We start from the raw sequence: 18645 nt of genomic DNA on the forward strand, positions 1-18645 counted from the left end.
AAAATGTGCTAACCCGGAGAATAAAGATCTGAAATGGAAAAGATACGACTCATAATATTCGACCTTGACGGCACCCTTGTGGATTCCTCAAGGGATATCACCAATGCCCTCAATTATGCCCTGAAGCCCTATGGATTTAAGACCATGACAGTGGAGGAGACCGTAAAACTGGTTGGAGAGGGGATAGCAAGGCTTATAGAAAAGGTCATAGGGACTGAAAAGATCGGGATGAAGGATGATGTACTGAAGAGATTCCTTGAGTATTACTCAGACCATCTGACAGAGTATACCAGACCTTATCCAGGGGTAACAGAGACCCTTGACAAGCTCAGTGCATACGGAAAGGCGGTAATCTCCAATAAAAGGGAGGAGCTTTCCCGGAGACTCCTTGAAGAACTCAGCCTGGCACCTTACTTTAATCACATCCTCGGCAGTGACAGCACACCAGAGAAAAAACCCTCTCCCCTGCCGGTACTAACAGTCCTCAAACGGGAAGGTCTCACCCCTGATCAGGCACTCATGGTCGGCGACAGTAACCTTGATATTGAGGCTGGCAGAAAAGCAGGCGTCATTACTGTGGGCGCTGGTTACGGCTACAGGCCGTTAGAGGCACTAAAGGGGGCTGATTTTCTAATCAGGGAACGGCTTTCTGAACTCCCGGAAATCCTGGAGAAAATACAGACTGAAGAGTGAAGTGATAAAGAGGCCTGAGTCCCTGCTACAGGCCCAGGCCTCTTTATCCTGGCCGCGTTTATCTTATTTCTTGAGATCAGGCTGATAGGTCAGATTCTTATCCATCTTATATGTCCACGGTAAACCCTCAAGACGCCATCCTCCGATCATGCGCTGCCCATAGAACGGGCTATTCTTATCTTTTACCTTGTCACCCTCAAAACCACCAAGCAGGTTAAATACCTTGTCTGCCTTAAACCCGCAATCAACCGCAGCAGTGGTTGAAGCAATAGTCCTCGCAGCACTTCGACACATCATCAACAGTGTGTCAGTCTTTGGGTTGAACCTTGCCTTGAGGTCATTGCAGAAATTTTTATTCAGAACCTTTTTATAACCCTTCTTTCCCACCTTGGTTGTGTAGAATTTCCAGGGTATATTGTAAGCCCCAAGGGGATGACCTATATCCTGATATTCAGTTCTGGTTCTAACATCCACAATAAAGGTATTTTTTGGATCCTTCCTGAGCATCTTGTAGGCCTCTTTGGGAGTCACGTCACCACCCTTGTGCTTTCCCTTAATCGGGTAGACCTCCTGGTTTAAGGCAAAGACAACCGAACTAAAAGCAAACACCATCAGTACTGCTAACAACAACGTCTTTTTCACCAAATTCATGTTCTCCTCCTTTGGATGTGATAAAGCCAAACAAGTCTGGATTGGCTCCTCAATACAGAAAACTACTTCTGAACAGACCACCTCCTTTCACCGAAAATGCATTGGGGAAACCACCCGCTTTAATCATCTTACAACATTTTGTCGTCTTTGTCTTCTCCATCAAGTTAAGCAAAATTCATACCATCAACGACCTACTCATTGTTTTGTGAATTTATCAGCATTTTCGGCACTCAACGTTGTCCAAAAAGGGACACCATTTCCTCAAGTCTGGTCTGAATTGGACAGTTTTTTGACAGCTTCTCCTTTAACCTAAAATTACTATATATTCAGGAAGATACTACCCAAAATTGCTTAACATAGGGTATAATAAGACAGTGTCAGAGTTCATCTCTATAATCATCCCCAACTATAATGGGGAATCAACCATCGGAAAGTGCCTCGAAGCTGCTTTTTCATCCAGATATGATAACTTCGAGGTCATTGTGGTGGATGACTGTTCTGCCGACAACTCCATAGAGATCATTAAAAAGTTCCCCTGCAAACTTGTGGCCTTAAAGGAGCGCTCCGGGGCTTCAAAGGCAAGAAATGCCGGCGCACAGAACAGTGAGGGAAACCTCCTCTTCTTCATTGATTCAGATTGTATCGTGAAAGAGGATGCCCTTTTAATTGCGCGTGCTTCATACGCTGCAAACGGTACTGACGTGGTTGTCGGGGGCACATATACACCCATGTCTTATGACAACAGGTTCTTCAGTATTTTTCAGTCTGTCTTCATTAATTACTCAGAGACCAAGAACCTAAGAAACCCGGATTATATAGCAACCCACGCAATGGCCATTGATGCCGAAACCTTCAGAAAGAGCGGGGGCTTTCCGGAAGTCTTCATGCCCATAATCGAAGATGTGGAGTACAGTCACAGGATACGGAGGGAAGGATATAAACTGATCATGAACCCGGACCTGCTGGTACAACATATCTTTAATTACTCTCTTTCGAGATCCATGAAAAATGCCTTCAAAAAATCCAAATTCTGGACTATTTACTCTATCAATAACAAGGACCTCCTTGTTGATTCAGGCACGGCCTCTGTTGAACTGAAGGTCAATGTGCTATCATTCTTCCTAAACATCGTCTTCCTTCTGCTCTGGATATTTACACAGAACAGCCTGTTGCTCTATCCCATCCCCCTGATATTTGCAGTTAACATCTTTGTAAACAGACGTCTCATTCGGGCCTTCCATAAAACAAAGGGCCTCTTTTTTGCCTTTCTGGCCACATTATATTACACGTTACTCTACCCCCTGGCAGTAGGTACAGGAGGGATAGCAGGATTGATGAAACATTACCTCTCAAAAAAGAAAGGATTCTAAAAATGTCCTACTCACCGTTCAGACATGTTGGTTCGATATTCTGGAAACACAACCCCATTCACCTCACCCTGTTTCTGACCAAACGCTGCAATGCAAGGTGTCCTTTCTGCTTCTACCTCTCTGCTGACAACTACGCAAGCGCAGAGGCTGCTGAACTGACACTCGAAGAGATAGAAAAGGTATCCTCTTCAATGGGAAATCTGCTCTGGCTGGCCTTATCCGGCGGAGAATTGTTCCTGAGGAAAGATCTTTATGAGATAGTCAAGGTCTTTTATGAACAGAACAAACCCGCTATAATCCTTTTGCCAACCAATGGCTTACTGACCGATGTTATAAGGAACCAGGCAGAGAAGATACTGAAACTCTGCAAAAACAGTGTCGTCACCATAAAACTCTCCTTAGACGGACCCGAGGAGATACACGACACAATCCGGGGGGTCAAAGGCAGTTTCAGGAAGATGATGGCGACCTATAGGGCGCTCGGAAAGCTCATTGACAAATACCCGAACTTTGAACTCGGTATAAACTCTGTATTCTGTTCAATAAACCAGGACTACATGGATGAAATCCTGCAAATCGTGGGCGGCCTGGACAAGATCAAGACCCATACTGTCTCCCTGATAAGAGGAGATGTTTCAGACGGTGCATTGAAAGAGGTTGACACGGAAAAGTATAACAGGCTAATTGAACAGATGGCGACGGATCTCAGGGATAAAAAGGCGCCTACTTATCGGTTCAAGGGGGCAAAACTCAAGGCAGCCCAGGATATCGTGCAGCGAAGACTTATTTATGAGACACAGGTAAAGAACAAACAGATAATACCCTGCTATGCAGGCAAGTTGAACATAGTCATCACAGAAGACGGAGACGTTTATCCCTGCGAGTCCTTTACCCCGAAAATGAAACTCGGCAATGTCAGAAAAGACGGCTATGATATTAAAGGGATGTTGAAGACCACCCAGGCACGAGAGGTCGTACGTTCAATAAGGGAAAAGGGCTGCTTCTGTACACATGAGTGTTATTTCATGATAAACATCCTCTTTAATCCCACAATGTATCCCACTCTGCTGAAAGAGTACGTGAAAATCTGATTAAAGCTACTTGGCACCCCTGTTGCGTTCATAGACCTTTACGATTGTCCTGTATCTGAATACCCCTGTAGCCGTGCTAAAGACCCTGGAGAGATGATATCCCCTCACCCTCTTCCTGACATAGCCTGGAAGGGGCTGACCCACCCTCTGCGATATTACAACTACTGCACCGGCTTGGCCCGGCTTTTTCAGGCCGCTTCTGTAATATACGGGATTCCTGTACAGCCAGGTAAATCTCAGGGATGATTTTTTGACTCTTTCTGCCGGTATGGGACGTCCAAACCTCTTGTTCACCTCATAATTGTACAAAAGCTTCCTGTCCGTAAAAAGGTCCAGGATAGGTACGGCAACAGCAGGGTTAACAAAAGACCTCTTCTGCGGCAGGGTAAAGACCTCAGCATCCCCGATTTCAAGCGAATCCAGATACCTGCCAGCTTCCCTCAGGTTTACTGTACTGTATTTCTGCAGAAAGGGAAGATATACAGATATGGCCAGTACAAGTGAAGAGCCTATAACACAAAACACTATAAACTTCCTGACCTCTTTGGCCCTGATATTTCTCAGTCCGTAAGAGGCCATTAATGTCAGCATCGGCAACAGCGGGATGACATACCGTATCCTCCTTATCTGAAACAGAAGAACAAGAAGGATCAGGTAGCTTATGATCAAATATTTCATATCCTTTTTTCTGAATGCAACATAGAGGGAATATAACGCTGCAGCAGTAATAAAGGGGTTTATCTGAAAGAGGAAGGTTGAAGCAAAAGTCTCTCCCCACCGCCTCAGCCCCGGCATCTGATAGCTGAAGAGGAATTTAATCTGTCCTAAAAAGAAGTCAAACTTCAGTAAAATAACCACACTGATGAGCAATCCTGCAAGCAGGGCAATTACAGAGCTTCTGAGAAGTGGCCCCCTCCAGTCTTTTCTCAGGTACACCAGCAGTATGATACAGAGGACCGAAAGCATCGGCCAGGTCGAGTACTTGCAAAAGAAGACAAGGAATATGGCGATCGCCGAGGATATTATCCACCCTGCCCCCCCGTACTCCATTGCCATGAGAAAAGTAAAGATTGAGAGAGTCAGGAAGAACATCGTCGGCACATCAACCATCATAAACGGTATCTGGACAAAGAGATACGGGACCCCTAACATGAGAAGCCCGGCATAAAAACCCGTATCTTCGTCCCAGAGTGTCCTGCCGATCAGGTATGTGAGCACAACTGACAGTGAAAAGAGAAGTGTTGTGAATGCCTGGATATATATCCTCTGTTCCCCAAACACCTTAAGAATAATTCCGTAAAGGAAGGGTATAAGGGGCAAATCAGTCCATGCCAGAATATTGCCTCCCCATTCATTAAAGAAATATTTAAACCCATACAGTTCCAGATGCTTGGCCTGTGTAAAATATCTTGAGGTATCCACAATTACCTCAGGCTCACTCCAGAAGACCGCTGCAATCATAAAGGAAGAGATAAAAAGGAAGAGCGGATTGTGATCAAAAAAAGAGACCTTTGACAAGCCATAGGCAATTATAATAACGGGAATCAGGAGCAGAAAAACTCTGAATGCATTAATATCGGCAAATACCCACTGCCACCTCGTCAGCCTGTTATCGTCAAGAAAGCGAATTGAATAAAGTATTACAGGCGTGGCCAGTGTAAAAAAGGAAATTATCAGAAAATAAGGGGCTGTCTTGATATCAGATTGGTCCGTATCCATCTTTTTTTACCTTTTATAACTGCGTAATCAGGATTGAGCAGAGGCAGGGATTACTTTGAACAGGGAGAGGATATACCATCCCCTCCCTGCCCAAAGATTAATAGTTTTACCTTTCTACCGGGAAGTTCTTTCGGGCAGCATTACCAATAGCCCTCTTCATCATGTTACCACCCCAGAAACCTTTCCCCCATGATGTATAGCCGAATGACATCACACGGGCATCATACCCAAGTGCACGCAAGGCGACTATCGGGAGATTCTGAGTCTGCCCCGTGTAACAATACAGGACAAGTATCTTGTTCTTAGGCAGCTTTTTGAGGTTTTCAGGTTTGAGTATCTCACTGTATGGAATATTGATCGCCCCTGGAACGTGTCCAGCCTTGTAAGCCTTAGGCATTCTTACATCCACTACAAGGAAGTCCTTCTTCTTTGCCTTAATCCATTTGTATAGCTGATTTGCATTAACCTGGAAATGTTTTTTAGCCGGCCCCTGACTCAGCACGGCATCAAGCTCTTTTACTGCTGCCGGGCTAAGCGCATAGGCAGGTGATAAAAAAGCCAATAGTGCCACTACCGTCATAAATACCTTCAAAGTGTTCCTCATCCCAAAGCTCCTCCATAGTAATTTTCAGTTTTTTAATCCCGGATTATTAAGACATCTCCTAACAAAATACTCTTTTGCTTCACCTACAATCACATACTCTACCACCACCTTTCATAATCGAGACCAGACGTATAAGCTACAGCCCTTTTTCTGTTTCACGCAAAAGTATAAAGAAATTCTATACTAAAAGGCAAACTTTTTCAAGACTTTTAGTATCCGGCCCTCTACACCGTTAATTTCTTTCTAAAAACAGACAGGTAAATATATAATATAACCGTGAAAAGAATACCCTATCGAGTTCATGCAGACGGTATAACAGGAGGATAACATGGCATATAAAGACCTGAGGGAATTTATAACCCTTCTTGAAAAAAAGGGATTACTGAAGCGGATAACGGCCGAGGTTGACCCTGTCTTTGAGATTGCAGAGATTAACGACCGTGTGGTAAAGGCAGGAGGGCCCGCCCTACTTTTTGAAAATCCAAGGGGAGCAAAATTCCCCTGCATCGTAAACCTCTTCGGCTCATACGAACGGATGAACCTTGCCCTTGAAGTTGAAAACCTTGATGATATCGGCAGGGAGATTCTGGAGTTTCTGGAACCGGAGATCCCTACGAATTTCATGCAGAAGCTCAAGGCCCTGCCAAAACTCAAGCAGTTGAGCGATTTTCTCCCCAAATATGTAAAGAACGGTGTCTGCAAAGAGGTGATTACACGGGAAAACCCTTCTCTTGACATCTTTCCGGTACTCAAGACATGGCCTGAGGATGGAGGAAGGTTTATAACCCTTCCAATGGTCTTCACAAAGGACCCGGAAACAGGTGAGCGTAACTGCGGGATGTATCGTATGCAGGTCTATGACTCAAGGACAACAGGGATGCACTGGCATATGCACAAAGATGGTGCAAGGCATTACCGTAAGGCTGAAAAACTGGGAAAGAGACTGGAAGTGGCTGTTGCCATCGGGGCTGACCCTGCAGTCATGTATTCTTCAACAGCCCCGCTCCCGGAGGGTATAGACGAGATGCTCTTTGCAGGGTTTTTAAGAAAATCGCCGGTTGAGCTCGTTAAATGCGAGACTGTAGACCTTGAGGTCCCTGCAAATGCAGAGATAGTGCTTGAGGGTTATTGTACACCAAAGGAGAGGAAGGTCGAGGGCCCATTTGGTGACCATACAGGGTATTACTCATTACAGGATGAATTTCCGGTCTTCCACATCACCTGTATAACCCACCGAAGGGATGCAATCTATCCGGCAACAATCGTCGGCAAGCCTCCGATGGAAGACTGCTACATGGCAAAGGCCACGGAAAGGATATTTTTACCCCTCCTGAAGAAACAGCTTCCCGAAGTTCTTGATATGAACCTCCCGGTTGAGGGAGTATTTCACAATATCGCCATCATATCCATTGACAAACGTTACCCCGGACATGCGCGCAAGGTAATGTATGCACTATGGGGAATGGGGCAAATGAGCTTCACGAAGATGATAGTGATAGTTGACAGCTGGGTCAATGTCCAGGACCCCGGTGAAGTCGTATGGAGGTTAGGCAACAATGTCGACCCCTCGAAGGACGTTGTGATACTTGAGGGCCCGCTGGATGTGCTTGAGCACGCCTCACGGATACCTGCTTACGGAGGCAAGATGGGCATAGATGCCACAAAAAAATGGAAGACAGAGGGCTTTACACGTGAGTGGCCGGATGACGTTGTGATGACGCCGGAGATAAAAAAGCTTGTGGATGAGAGATGGAAGGAGTATGGGTTCTGATAATAGAACTGGAGTAATGGAGATTTAGAGACTTTTGAGACCGGGAGATTTGGAAGAGAAGAAGCCTGTTTGCAGAAACTGCAGTGCTGAGCTGAAGCTTTATATTGGCTGACGGACGGCAAAGCTCTGCTGCACGGAGTGCAGCAATACCTTTACCATCAGTGAGTATATTGATGAACTCACTGAAGAGATGTGGGAGAGGATAGCGCTGAGGCCCTGTAACAGGGCCTGAAGCCGGCACCAGGCCGGGTTCTGCAAGTTTGACTTACTGTTGCCACCTTTTATACAGGTCATGGTCAATACGCATCTGATCAAGGACCTTTCCTGCCATAAAATCGACCATATCATCAATGCTTTCCGGCTTGCTGTAAAAACCGGCAACAGGGGGCACTATCCTCACGCCAAGCCTTGCAAGCTTGAGCATGTTTTCAAGATGGATGGCACTGAGCGGGGTCTCCCGGGGCGAAAGGATAAGGGGTCTGCCCTCTTTTATTGAAACATCGGCAGCCCTCTCTATAAGGCTGTCGGCATATCCGTTTGCTATAGCAGAGAGGGTCTTCATGGTACAGGGAACTATGAACATCGCATCGATCCGAAAGGAACCACTTGAGACAGGGGCCCATAAATTCTGCCCGTTATGTACAAAAAGACCATCAAAGGAAGATAGTGCATTGCCGTCTGACTTTTTCTCCTTAAGCCAGGTCTTAAGCCTCTCTTCCGGCTTTTCTGAAAGATCAAGGCCCACCTCTTCCCTTATTATCGAGATGGCGGGCCCTGAAAGGATGAGATGAACCTCGGAGTCCTCAACCAGTCTTTCAAGTATTCTCAGCCCCATAACAGGACCGGTTGCACCAGTTATTGCAAGAATATATCTCCTCATTTAACACCTATCCCTATATTTTCTATCTGCGGACTAAATTCTATTCTTACCCTTCACGAGGGTCTTCAGCACCTTCAGAGACTGCTCGCCACAATCTGTCCGGTCTCCCCTGCAACGAGATGACAATTGATCCTGATACTTCCGGTATGAATAATCCGTGTCTCGGAGACCCTTTTTGCCTTGTTACAGAGCCTCCTGAGCACATCAAAACGCCGGCCATAATAGAGGTAATGGAAAATATCATTACAATCCGAGGAGGTGAAGGGCCGCAGGTCGTCATCACTCAGGCCGAGTGTTTTCAGGAGGAAAAAAACCTCTCCCCTTGCCGGTCTTCCCTCTTTCCAGAGGGCAAGGCAGAGCATCCATTCCCAGCCACCCGAGACATGTATTTTAAGAGCCCCGTCACTTGCTGATTGCTGTAAAACATCGAAAAGTCCTTCCTCAACAACCTGATAGGCCCCATCGTCAAAACAGAACAATGCCTTATGGGCCTCTTTTGTTGAAAGGCTCTCACTGATTACTATCTCATGTCTTCCCTGTGGTCCTGTATCGCATATTAAAGACATAAACCATTGTACTTTAACCCAAACAGGGCTATCCGTTCAACCACGCCCCTCCCCTTTGCAACACTCCTGCAGCCATTACCGCTTAAAATTAACTTGTCTTCTTAAGGATCCCGAGCACCTCAATGTGATAAGTCTGGGGAAACATATCAACCACCCTCACGGAATCCGGAACATAGTGCTCCTTCAAACGTCCAATGTCCCGTGCAAAGGTTGAAGGATTACAGGACACGTACACCAGCCATGAGGGAGAGGCCTCTATAATCCCCCTGAGCACCCTCTTCGTCAGCCCTGCACGTGGTGGGTCAAGGATAATCATGTCAGTATCCTTCCCTGGCTCAAAGTCTTCAACCCTCCTGTTTACAAGCCTGACATTCCCGATCCTGTTTAACTCTATATTTTCCTTTCCATCTCTGAAGGAAAAGGGATTTTCCTCCACACCCACTATCTCACCTGCAAAGGGGGAAAGGGGAATGGAAAAGTTCCCTGCGCCACAGTAAAGATCGATTACCCTATCAGGCCTTATACTGCTTACAAAGGATGAGATAGCCGACAAGAGCTTATGATTAAGCCCCCAGTTGACCTGAAAAAAGGACCCTGGTGAGACCATATAATGATAACCGTCAAGGTCAAGACATATCTGTCCGGCACCCTCAACGGTTCCGTTTTTAAAAGATATACCGGAAACACCTGCATCCCTGAGTCTTTCCGCAGCAATCCCGGCATCAAACGTATCCCCTTTTACCGCAGCCAGCAATATATCACCTGACTGCAAATGAATCTCTTTCACCCCGTGGGGCATTCCAAGAGACTTGATATGTTTAAGGAAGGTGTTTATCTCTGGACTCAAAAGGAGGCACTCCTCAAATTCCACAACCTCATGTGACAGCGTCCTGTAAAACCCTATCCTTCCATCTGCAGAAACCTTGAACTGAGCCCTCTTTCTGTAATGCCATGGCGATGATATCAGGGACGGATCAAGCGACAGCTCTGTTTTGCCAATCCTTTCAATACAATCAAGTACAACCTCCTCCTTCATGCTCACCTGCCTATGATAGGCTATATACTGATAATGGCAGCCTCCGCATATCCCGAAGACAGGACAGGCAGGCACAATCCTGTCTGGAGAGGGCTCAAGCACTTCCGTGACAGAGGCAACTGAATAATCCCTCTTTTTTTCCACCACCTCAGCCTCCACAACCTCACCAGGAAGGGCACCCCTGATAAAGATTACACCGTCATCACGGCTGAGTGTGTATCCACCGTAAAGGGGAATAAGTGCCTCAAGTCTCATATTATTTCTTGAGGAGCTTTTTGATTGTCTCTTTAAGCTCGGTGGTGTCAGATGATTTCACCACATACGCCTCCGACGCCCATACAGCAAAATCGTCACGGTAATCATAGGCAGTTGACATGATTATGGGCAACCGGGGCCTCTTCTCCTTCATCTTCCTCAACACCTGAATCCCATCCATATCCGGCATCAATATATCCAGTGTAACGAGATCAGGGTTCTCTTCCTCAAAAAGCCTCAAGGCCTCTTCGCCGGAACTCGCGGTAACCACTTCATAGCCTTCATCCTCAAGTTCTTCCTTGTAAAGCATCCTTATTGAAGGGTCATCATCTACTATAAGTATCTTCATCTTTACACCCCCTGTATTAGTTTTTATATGGTAAATATATCTTGAAGGTCGTTCCCTCGCCCGGGGTACTATAGACGTCTATTTTTCCCTGATGCTCCTCAATTATACGGTGTGCAATGGCAAGCCCAAGCCCTGTTCCATCAATCTTCGTGGTAAAGAAGGGATCAAAGATATAAGGAAGGTCCTTCCCGTTGATGCCGGGCCCTGTATCGCTTACCTCAATCACTCCGTAATCCTGCTCTCTGTATGTCCTTATGATCAGGTGGTCTCCCTCACCCATTATCTGTATTGCATTATTTATTATATTTATCAGCGCCTCTTTTATCCTGTTTGGATCAACCTCAAGCGAGAGAGGATCCTTAAAATCCGTTTCAAGAACAACCCCCCTCTTTTTTATCTCCTGTGAAAAGAGCGAAAGGATATCCTCGATTATTTTAACCCCTTCAAGATGTTCCTTGGATATTCTCACATCTCTGACAAAGCTCAATATCTCCTTGAGTATCTCCTCAAGCCTGTCCACCTCCCTGGTGATTACAGAGGCATACTCCAGCAGCTTTCCGTCAAGCCTCTTTTCAAGCCTCCTTGAGAAACCGCCAATAGAGACAAGGGGATTTCTTATCTCATGGGCAACCTTTGCAGCCACCTCACCAAGGGCAGCCATCTTTTCAGCCATGGCGAGTTTTTCTCTCAACTTCTTCAGTTCACTGATATCCCTGACAATATGGACGGTTCCCATAAAATTACTTGAGGAGTCGAAAAGCGGAGAGGTGGATGTCAAAAAAGTCCCACCCCTGTATGTATCCTCAAGCTCCTCGATATAGGCCTTCTGTGTCTTCACTGTCTTGTGATGCGGGCATTTTTCGTAAGGTCTGTCCATGCCATGAAATATCTCATAACACTTACGTCCGACTATCTCCTCCTTCTTTCTCCCTATCTTCTCAACAACAGCCCTGTTTATATTTCTGATCGTATAATCCTCTGTGGTTATATAAAGCAGGTCGGATATGGATTCAAATATATTCTCAAGTTCAGACTCTGCCAACTTTACTTTCTCAAAGAGCCTTGCGCTCTCTATGGCAGATGCAATCTGGTCTGAAAACCCGGAAAGGAATCTCATGTCTTCATCCGTAATGGGTTTGCGGTTAAAGTAGTTATCCACCCACAACACCCCTATGACCTTGTTCCTTGCAATGAGCGGAACAACAGCGTAAGCCTCTGTACCAAGGAGTTGAATAACAGCAGGATCAGCAAGGTCGTCGTGCTTGACATCATGTATATTAAAGCTCTTCCTCTCCCTGACGGCACGTGACAGTGCCGTATCATCCTTGAGGTCAACCTCGATCCCGGTACTCAATCTGTCAAGGAAGGAGTCCTTTCTCAGGGGCCCCTCCTCTATGTCTCTCAGTATCTCCGGCAGGCTCTTCTTCTCGATTGAAAGCCTCTCCCATATCTGCCAGGCCTCTTCAGGAGTTGCGGGACCAACACCCATTGTCCCCCTGAGCACGGACTTCTCTTCATCCAGCAAAAAGAGGATGGCCCTGTTGAAACCAAGGCCGTCACTCATGGTTACAGCGGTCAGGACCATCCTGAGGAGTCTTTCGAGCTCAAGTGTCCCCCTCATGGCTGAACTTATAAAGAAAAGCCTCGAAAGTTCCTGATTTCTCCTGATAAGCTCTTTTTCAACTTTTTTCTTTTCAGATATATCCCTGGATATACCGCTTATTCCTATAACTTCTCCGGAGGCATCCTTGATTGGTGAAAGGGTAAGGCTTACCTCGATCATGGCGCCGTCTCTCTTCTTACGCAGTGTCTCTATATTTTTTATTGTTTCGCCCTGCTTGATTCTCTCTATGTACTGCATCTCTGTCTCCAGGAGAAAATCAGGGATAAAGGGTAGAAAAGACCCGATCGCTTCCTCCTCTGTAAAGCCGTATATTCTTTCTGCACCCCTGTTCCAGGAAGTAACGACCCCCTTCAGGTCTGTAGTCACAATGGCATCAGCCGAATTATCTATCAGGCTCTCCAGATACTCCTTTGTCTGTGCTACTTCCTTGTAGAGGGCAAGTATCTCCTCCTGGTACAGTACCCTGTCCGTAATATCCTGGATCAGGACAACCGCCTCAACCACATCACCCTCTTCATCCTTAATGGGATAGGAACTCAATTCAGCATAATTCGCCCCCTTGGATTGGGTGATAATATTTATATCGCCGGTCTCAAAGGTGAGTTTTGCTGCACAATGTGGACATATTCCTCCTTTTTCATGAAATATCTCCAGGGCACTTCTGCCCACTACATCCTCAGACTGCATATGAAGAAACTCTTCCACAAAACGGTTGATGGAAAGGAGCGTGTAATTTCTGTCAAGGGTGACAATACCACCCTGAACGCTCTCAAAGAGGATATCCAGCCTCTTCTTTGCCTCCAGCGCTTCCTGTTCCTTCTCTTTTTCCTTCTCAAAAATTCTGGCCTTTTCAATGGCAAGGGATATGAGGGAGGCAATGCCTTCCGTAGTCCTGAGGTCGTCAAGATTAAAGGTTATAATCTCCCCCTCCGGCCCTTTCTTGTCATATAACCCGATTGTTCCTATAACCTCATTGCCTATCTTCAGGGGAACACAGACCACTGATTTTGCCTCAAGCACCGGAACCCGTGTATCTTCCGGCATCTCTGCTACGTTCTCAACAAGCATGGACTTACCGGAGCTTGAAACCTTACCGGCAATCCCCTCTCCAACCTCCGTCTCCATCCCCTTTATAAAATCCACCGGAACACCATAATGGGCCTTTATCTTCAGGGCATGGTCCTCCTGAAGTCTTATAATGCAGCCCTTTGCGTGGAGAAGACGCGTCACTTCAAAGACAACCCTCTTTAAAAGATCTTCAAGGTCAAGCAGGGTTGTAAGGTCCCTGGATAGCTCATAAAGGACTGTTATCTTGTTGAGCTGGTCCATGGCAGAGACATAGAGCTCTGCATTTCTGACAATGGTACCTATTGTATTTGAGAGAATATTTGCTATGTTCAGCTCATTCTCTGTAAACTTCCTTACGGCCTCAACACCGATAAAAAAGAGCCCCAGGCAACGGCCCTCCCTTATAATCGGAAAGAGGATGAGTGAGCCCAGACTGCGCTTTATAAAGGCGACTTCCCTTTCCGTCGGCATCTCCTTATACACAGGCTCTCTCGTATCAAGTATCTTTCTGCACAGCTCCCCACTGTCCACGGCAAAGCTCCTCTCAAAGATGTCCGCATCCCTGTTTAAAGCCTGCAAGGTAAATACCTGTCCCTCCACATTCAGGAGATACACACCCACATAATCAAGACCCTTCCAGTCAGCCACGGTTTCGGTTATCAGTTTCAGGGATTCCTTCAGCTCAAGTGTTGAGCTTGCAATACGGGTGACCTCAAAGAGCAGCTCCGTCTCTGAAAGTCTTTTCCTCAAGTTCTCCTCAGACTCCTTCAGTTTGCTCAAGACCTGCCCAAAGCGCCTCGCAATGATGCCGAACTCATCATTCCTCTCAACTCCCGTCATCGCATCTACCTCGCCTGAGATAATCTTCTCTGTAAAAAGAAGAAGCTCCTTGAAGGGTCTGCCTATGGATCGTGTGATAAGAAGCACAAGAAAAATTACTGAAAAAATCGTTATAAAAATAAGGACTGCAACATATAGCGTCAATCTCGCCTTTGATTCTTCCGTCTCCTTCACTGCTATGGTTACATTTTTCAGGGATTCAGTATGAAGCTCCTCCACAGAGGTCAATATATCCAGTTCCTGCTCTTCAATCTGCCCCACAAGGTGGAGTACAGCCTGATTTCCTTTTGGTCTTGAGTAAGAGAATATCTTTCTGGCTGTCCGGTTCAACTCAGTGAATTTCGAACCTACCTCCTTCAGCACATCCTTGTCTGCAACATAATCCTGAAGGGCACCAAAGTCCTGATAAACCTTTGAGAGGCCATCCCTGTAAAGCCTTCTATATCTCTGCTCACCTGTAAAGGCCCAGCTCTTCACATAAGTGGAAAACTCCACAATGGACATCTTCAGTTCCTCATGCAACCTGTACTCCTCAGAGGTTTTTTTGAGCAAATCGAGGTTATTCGATATCCTGTCGAAGATAAACATGGTACCCCCGCCAAACATGGAGGCAATAAGGATAAAGACAAGCAGAAATATGGAGAGTTTTAATCTTATACTCATTTCAGCCGTTCCTTAAGGGCCTTTTTGTAAAGTTCAACGTATTCGGAGGCAAAGCGTCTCCATGAAAAATCCTTCTCCATTCCCCTCTTCATAAGCTTCTGCCATCTCCTGCTGAAGGGATAGAGTGTAAGCGCCCTTTTTATCGACTCAAGAAAGACGGCAAGGTTATAGTCATCAAAGAGAAACCCTGTACCTGTATCGCAAAGCGCATTATAATCCTCTATGGTATCGGAAAGCCCCCCTGTATTCCTTGCAACAGGGACTGTCCCATATCTGAGGGCTATCATCTGAACAAGACCGCATGGCTCGTATCTGGACGGCATCATCACCATGTCTGAACCCGCATATACCGAGTGGGCAAAGACCTCATCAAAGTCCAGTCTGATGTAAAGGTTTTCCCTCCCCTCCCTGGATATCGACAACAGGCTCTCCTCAGCCTCTTTTGTGCCTGTTCCAAGGAGTATTACACCACAGCCGTAGCCGATCAACTTATCCAGCCCCTCAATTATCAGCTCAACCCCCTTCTGCACACTGAGCCTGCCGACAAAAGCGAGGAGCGGTGCCCCCTTCTTCAACTTGATATTACATTGTTTCATAAGTTTTTCCTTGCATAAAGCCTTGCCCTTCAGGTCCTCTGCAGAATATCTGCTCTGTATAAGCCTATCAACCTCGGGAGACCACTCCCTGTAGTCTATCCCGTTCAGTATCCCGAAGAGGACATCTCTTCTCCTGCTCAGAATCCCGTCCAGTCCGAAACCATACTCAGGTGTGGTAATCTCTTCAGCATATCTCCTGCTGACGGTGCTCAATATATCGGCATAAAGGATTCCAGCCTTCAGGAAATTCACTTTTCCGTAAAACTCTATACCATCCGGATTGAAGACCTCCCGTCCCAGACCGGTTGCTGACAGATCCTCCGGAGGAAACAACCCCTGATAACCGAGGTTATGGATGGTCAGCAAGGTCAGCGTATCCCTGAAAAAATCATCTCCGCTATACTCTGTTCTCAGATAAAGGGGGACCAGCGCGGTCTGCCAGTCATTAAGGTGTATAATGTCCGGCCTGAAATCAATTGCCTTGCATACCTCAAGGACTGCCTTGCAGAAGTAAGAAAACCTCAGTGCATTGTCCGCAAAGTCACCCGTCTTGTCACCATAAAGACCTTCCCTTCCATACAACTCGTCACAGCCTATAAAAATAGCCTTGTTGTGAGTGTATACCCTCCCTGAATAAAACCTCCTGTTCAGAAAAATCCTCAGCTCGATTCCTGTATCCGTAAGCTCAAAATCCCTGCTTATACTGCCGTAAAGAGGCAGAATAAGCCTCGCATCAATATTCATGACATTGAGCTCCTTGAAAAGAACGCCGGCTACATCTGCAAGTCCCCCGGTTTTACAATACGGGATAGCCTCGCTCGACGCTATCAAAACCCTCATAACTGGGCTTCCCGCATATACCTGGCGGCTTCCTCTGGCGGAGTCGGGTTTATATAAAATCCCGATCCCCATTCAAAACCCGCTATCTTGGTCAGTTTCGGCATAACCTCAATATGCCAGTGATAATATTCATTGGTCTCGTCCGTAAAGGGTGAGGTATGGATCATGAAATTATACGGTGGAACATCGAGCAGCTTATCCAGTTGCTTAAGCACCCGCTGGAGTATCTCTGCAAGCTGGGCAAAACTCTTTCCATGAGGCTGGAAGGCGGATTCGTGCTCCTTTGGCAGTATCCAGGTCTCAAAAGGTGCACGCGGTGCAAAGGGAGCTATGGCAAGATAATGCTCATTTTCGTAAACCACCCTTCTGCCATCCCCGATCTCCTGATCAACGACATCACAAAATATGCACCTCTCTTTCATGTCATAGTAATGCCTTGATGAAGTTATCTCTTCCTTGACGATCTTGGGCACAATCGGAAGTGCTATCAACTGGCTGTGCGTATGTTCAAGGGACGCCCCGGCAGCCTCTCCCTCATTCTTGAAAACAAGTGCATATTTCAACCTCGGGTCTTTTTTAAGGTCATTGATCCTCAGGTCATACGCCCAAAGCACATCCTCAACTGATTTCTGGGGCATGGTGGCAAGAGAACCCATATGGTCTGAAGTCTCAATAATTACCTCGTGAGCACCAATTCCGTTCATCTTGTCAAACAGGCCCTCACCTGTCTTGTCAAGTTCGCCATGAATCTGCAGGGCAGGAAACTTGTTAGGCACTATCCTGAGCGTCCATTCCGCTGCATCGGATCGCTGATCCTCATGGGCCCTGAAGGCCATTATCTCTTCAGGTGTGGTGTATTCATTACCAGGACAAAAGGGACAGAATCCTGCAATCTTCCTTTTCTGTGATGGAGAAGCAAAATCAGAGGGTCTTTTCCCTCTTTCCACCGATATAATGACCCATCTTCCAACAATCGGGTCCTTCCTCAACTCGGGCATACCATACCTCCTTAAGTATATAAAGTCATTGCTCTTATTACCTGTTAATAAGTTTCCGGCCTATAGTCTCCTATTTTACCAAAAAGCAGCGGATAAATGAGACGTTACGTTTGCAATACGGAATAACCCGAATCCGGCGGCAATATTTTATTTCTGGCAAAAGAAGAACCATTTAGGTTACAATAAAAACAGTATGAAAAAGGGGTACATGAAGGGGCACATGGATGAAAATATTTAAGCTCTTAATTATTATATCTTTTTTACTCATTCCTTCTTATGCCTTTGCCTGGGGACCACTCACACACATCTACCTTGGAAGCGAAATACTTTCCCTTGCTTCAATCCTTCCTGCCGGCCTGTATGAGCTTCTGCGGCGGTACAAGGATGACTTTCTCTACGGAAATCTGATGGCAGACATAATCCTTGGTAAAAAATTCCTTCCCTACAACAGAAACTCCCATAGCTGGGATGTCGCCTTTGAGCTCATGGATGTAGCAGAGACTCAACAGCAGAAGGCCTTTGTCTATGGATATATAAGTCATCTTGCATCCGATACCGTAGCGCATGAGAAACTGACCTCGGGAAAGAGGCATATCGGACATACTGTCTTTGAACTGAAGTCCGACAGTCTTGTGGGAAGAAAATACTGGTTCAGGGCCGTTTCCATCAACAGAAAGGTCCGGAGGAGAAACGACACTTTCCTCGAATCAACACTCGAAAGCCCCTTCCTCTCTGTAAGGACCAACAAGAGGATATATCAGGGGATGGTACTCCTTACCTATCTCACCCCGAAAAAAATGAATACTTTTATAGACAACAATCTTTTCTTACCGGACATGCCGAACTCCAAAAAGATAAAGGGCCTCCATAAGGACTCACTTGAGCGGATACTCGATATACTCACAAAGGGTGAGTGTTCGGATGTTATCGGAAAAGACCCTGTATCCCACATGGAGACCCGGGGCATAGGGAAACTCCTTAAGGGACTCTACGATGTCAACACCCCTGGACACGGAAAAGAGTAATTTTTT

The 18645-nt window shown here is 46.2% G+C and carries 15 protein-coding genes; 5 read left to right on the forward strand and 10 right to left on the reverse strand.

Going from position 1 to position 18645, the window contains the following annotated elements; genetic code table 11:
* The first annotated feature begins 33 nt into the window (after positions 1–33).
* Positions 34–693 carry an HAD-IA family hydrolase gene (locus tag VST71_10935; protein ID MEC4686233.1) on the forward strand — a complete coding sequence of 220 codons (660 nt, stop codon included), beginning with the start codon at positions 34–36 and terminating at the stop codon, positions 691–693.
* Between the two features lie 63 nt (positions 694–756).
* Here VST71_10935 and VST71_10940 read toward each other — a convergent pair whose 3' ends face one another.
* Positions 757–1344 (reverse strand): rhodanese-like domain-containing protein, encoded by a 588-nt coding sequence (locus VST71_10940; GenBank protein ID MEC4686234.1) that lies wholly within the window; start codon positions 1342–1344, stop codon positions 757–759.
* A gap of 347 nt (positions 1345–1691) precedes the next feature.
* Between VST71_10940 and VST71_10945 the strand changes: the two genes are divergently transcribed.
* Positions 1692–2714 carry a glycosyltransferase family 2 protein gene (locus VST71_10945; GenBank protein ID MEC4686235.1) on the forward strand — a complete coding sequence of 341 codons (1023 nt, stop codon included), beginning with the start codon at positions 1692–1694 and terminating at the stop codon, positions 2712–2714.
* A 2-nt stretch (positions 2715–2716) separates the two neighbouring features.
* Positions 2717–3805: a radical SAM protein gene (locus tag VST71_10950; GenBank protein ID MEC4686236.1), complete on the forward strand. Its 1089-nt coding sequence runs from the start codon at positions 2717–2719 to the stop codon at positions 3803–3805.
* Between the two features lie 6 nt (positions 3806–3811).
* Here VST71_10950 and VST71_10955 read toward each other — a convergent pair whose 3' ends face one another.
* Both VST71_10955 and VST71_10960 read right to left on the reverse strand, forming a co-directional pair.
* The gene (locus tag VST71_10955) at positions 3812–5524 is read right to left on the reverse strand and encodes a glycosyltransferase family 39 protein (GenBank protein ID MEC4686237.1); all 1713 of its coding nucleotides are present in this window, start codon (positions 5522–5524) and stop codon (positions 3812–3814) included.
* 106 nt (positions 5525–5630) lie between these two features.
* Entirely contained in the window at positions 5631–6128 is a 498-nt protein-coding gene (locus VST71_10960) for a rhodanese-like domain-containing protein (protein MEC4686238.1), read from the reverse strand.
* Between the two features lie 328 nt (positions 6129–6456).
* On the opposite strand from VST71_10960, the gene VST71_10965 reads away from it, so the two are divergent.
* Entirely contained in the window at positions 6457–7899 is a 1443-nt protein-coding gene (locus VST71_10965) for a menaquinone biosynthesis decarboxylase (GenBank protein ID MEC4686239.1), read from the forward strand.
* Positions 7900–8164: 265 nt separating this feature from the next.
* Here the strand turns inward: VST71_10965 and VST71_10970 are convergent, their stop codons facing one another.
* The 7 genes from VST71_10970 to galT form a co-directional block, all read right to left on the reverse strand.
* A complete protein-coding gene (locus VST71_10970; protein MEC4686240.1) occupies positions 8165–8779 on the reverse strand; it encodes a flavin prenyltransferase UbiX in 615 nt (204 codons plus the stop codon).
* 74 nt (positions 8780–8853) lie between these two features.
* Entirely contained in the window at positions 8854–9345 is a 492-nt protein-coding gene (locus VST71_10975) for a hypothetical protein (GenBank protein ID MEC4686241.1), read from the reverse strand.
* A gap of 88 nt (positions 9346–9433) precedes the next feature.
* The gene (locus VST71_10980) at positions 9434–10636 is read right to left on the reverse strand and encodes a class I SAM-dependent RNA methyltransferase (protein MEC4686242.1); all 1203 of its coding nucleotides are present in this window, start codon (positions 10634–10636) and stop codon (positions 9434–9436) included.
* Position 10637: 1 nt separating this feature from the next.
* Positions 10638–10985, reverse strand: a complete 348-nt coding sequence (locus VST71_10985) for a response regulator (protein MEC4686243.1) — start codon at positions 10983–10985, stop codon at positions 10638–10640.
* A gap of 16 nt (positions 10986–11001) precedes the next feature.
* On the reverse strand, positions 11002–15180 hold the full coding sequence (locus tag VST71_10990) for a PAS domain S-box protein (GenBank protein ID MEC4686244.1): 4179 nt from the start codon (positions 15178–15180) through the stop codon (positions 11002–11004).
* Positions 15177–16616: a glycogen synthase GlgA gene (glgA, locus tag VST71_10995; protein ID MEC4686245.1), complete on the reverse strand. Its 1440-nt coding sequence runs from the start codon at positions 16614–16616 to the stop codon at positions 15177–15179. Before glgA ends, VST71_10990 begins: the two co-directional genes overlap by 4 nt.
* Positions 16613–17614 carry a galactose-1-phosphate uridylyltransferase gene (galT, locus tag VST71_11000; protein ID MEC4686246.1) on the reverse strand — a complete coding sequence of 334 codons (1002 nt, stop codon included), beginning with the start codon at positions 17612–17614 and terminating at the stop codon, positions 16613–16615. Before galT ends, glgA begins: the two co-directional genes overlap by 4 nt.
* 224 nt (positions 17615–17838) lie before the next feature.
* Here galT and VST71_11005 point away from each other — a divergent pair, with 224 nt between their 5' ends.
* Positions 17839–18639: a zinc dependent phospholipase C family protein gene (locus VST71_11005; protein ID MEC4686247.1), complete on the forward strand. Its 801-nt coding sequence runs from the start codon at positions 17839–17841 to the stop codon at positions 18637–18639.
* The last annotated feature ends 6 nt before the right edge of the window (positions 18640–18645 follow it).

Source organism: Nitrospirota bacterium, assembly GCA_035873375.1.
Lineage (GTDB): Bacteria > Nitrospirota > Thermodesulfovibrionia > Thermodesulfovibrionales > JdFR-85 > BMS3Bbin07.